Consider the following 2308-nt stretch of genomic DNA (forward strand, 5'->3'; position numbering starts at 1 on the left):
AATTTTCGATAAAATTTTATTTTTTTATTTCCGAAAAGTTTGCGCTTTATTTTGCTTTTTCCCACTTGTTTGCAACGGTCTCGGCTATGAGTAGTTGCGTGGGTTAGTACTTAACTTTGCAATTACACACCAAACTGGAAATCCTCGCGGATTTTCATAAGTAGGCGAGAACAAGCAATTACTTATAGCCATTGTTGTGCGCTTTTATTTATTTTTCATATTCTTAAAACTAGCCACGTAAAAATTAGAATCAATAATCAATTCTTTTTTAGTGTCTTTGGTGTATTCATGTGTCCAATTGGTGGTTGGTTTAATCCATTGCTCTTGGTTATCCAGTTTTACTTTCAATGGCATATCAAATCCACGCACAGCATTTATCCAACGATAGGCGAACTTGTTATCTTTAAAATAGTATTCTAAAGTTGGAATTTGTGTGGTTTTCAAGTATTGGTCGAAGAATAGATTCAAGTTCAGCCCTGATTGTTGTGCCATATAATTTTCAATATCTGCTGAGGTCACTGTTTTATGGTAGAATACTGTATTTAAACCGGTTAGAATGCTTCGCCACTTTTTATCATCATTAATTACTTGCCTTAATGTATGCAAGAATGCAGCAGATTTCATGTATGCATCTTGTGTGTAATCTTGGTCGTTAACGTCATAATCACCAATAATTGGTTTGTCGTTGGCAATGCCTTGAGATAGTCCTTTTATATAGTCTTCCCCAGCTTTTTTTCCAAAATAATACTCCACATACAAAGCTTCAGCATAGGTTGTGAATCCCTCATGAACCCACATATCAGCCATGTCTTTATACGTGATGTTATTCGCAAACCATTCGTGGCCAGACTCGTGGATAATCAAATAATCGAATTTCATACCCCAACCTGAACCCGAATAATCAGAACCTTCCATACCATTAACATAGCCTCCAGAGTAACCAACAGAACTTTGATGCTCCATGCCAATACCATCTACCAGTTTATAACTATCTTCATAAAACGGATAGGGACCGAACCAATGCTCAAAGGCTTCCAGCATTAAATGTGCTTGTTTGAACTGAATCTTGGCTTTTTCCAGATGTTCTGGCAATACATAATAATCACATTGAAGTGTTCCTTTCTTCCCGTTGTATGGGTCTGAAAAATGGACGTAATCAGCCACGTTAAGACTAACGCCATAATTATTGATAGGGTTTACTACTGTCCATTGATAGGTCGTTGTGCCGTTGTTCTTTTTTTCTGTTGCTGTGAGTTTACCATTGGCAACAGCCATAAGGCCATCGGGAACGGTTACGCTTATCGTCATCCCATTATCTGGCTCATCATACATATGGTCTTTACTGGGCCACCACAAACTAGCTCCATGTCCTTGACTTGCGTTATAAATAAAAGGTTTGCCGTTTGCATCTTGCTTATAGGTGAAGCCTCCTCCAAAAGGTGGGTTTGGATCTTCTCTGGGACTTCCTTCGTAGTACATCTCAATCTCTTTTGATGACCCTATTATTTGATTTTCTTTTAAATGAATGAGATAAGCATTTCCCTCTTGTGTAAAGGTCAACAATGTACCAGCTTGAATAACTTTAGTTATTTTCATTGGAGGTTGCAAGTCGATCTGCATGACATTTTTTGGTTCTAATACGGTATATTTTATGGTATTAGACCCTTTAATGTATTTGTTTTCGATGTTCAATTCAAAATCCAAAGTATAGTGGGTCAAGTCCCACCATGCTCTTTCTGGAGTTACCTTGCCTCTTAAAGTATCTTGCCTCGTGTACTTTTTTTCAGTGATTGCACTAATGGACATATCACGTTCTATAGGAATACGACCCAGGACAACGGGTCCTAATTGGCGCGCGTTGAAATAAAAAAAGCCTTTGTAAGTGTCCGTTTCATTATCTTTTTGTAATTTGAAATTAGGCTTAAAGTTTTCATGTTTTAATTCAAATAAAAGGGAATCTTTCTTAACAATTAAATGATCGAGAGGTGCATTAACTGTGCTAATCCAGTTTTTCCATTTCCAGTTAAAAGAACCAGAATATGCGTCGTTGTTTTTATCAATTGTGATTTCTAAACTCGCATTCGGATTCTGAATTTCGTACCATTTGCCAGTAATGTTTTGTCCAAACAATGTAAAAATTGATAGTTGGAGACTAAGTAATAAGAGAGTTTTTCTTTTCATGTTTTAATTTGAATGGTTAGGTAATTGCGCACAACGCTCGGTATAAGAACAGTGCGGGTTTGTGAGCGGCGATTTTCCGCAGGAAAATCGGAAGCTCGCAAACACGCACTAACTTTTGATTAAGCGA

At 37.2% G+C, this 2308-nt stretch carries 1 protein-coding gene; it reads right to left on the bottom strand.

Features of this window, described 5'->3' with window-relative positions; all coding sequences use genetic code 11:
- Nucleotides 1-204 precede the first annotated feature (204 nt).
- Complete coding sequence (locus ACU1LP_RS19420; protein WP_445737095.1) at nt 205-2181, bottom strand: M1 family metallopeptidase; 1977 nt, start codon at nt 2179-2181, stop codon at nt 205-207.
- Nucleotides 2182-2308 lie beyond the last annotated feature (127 nt).

This window comes from Mariniflexile sp. (assembly GCF_052728615.1).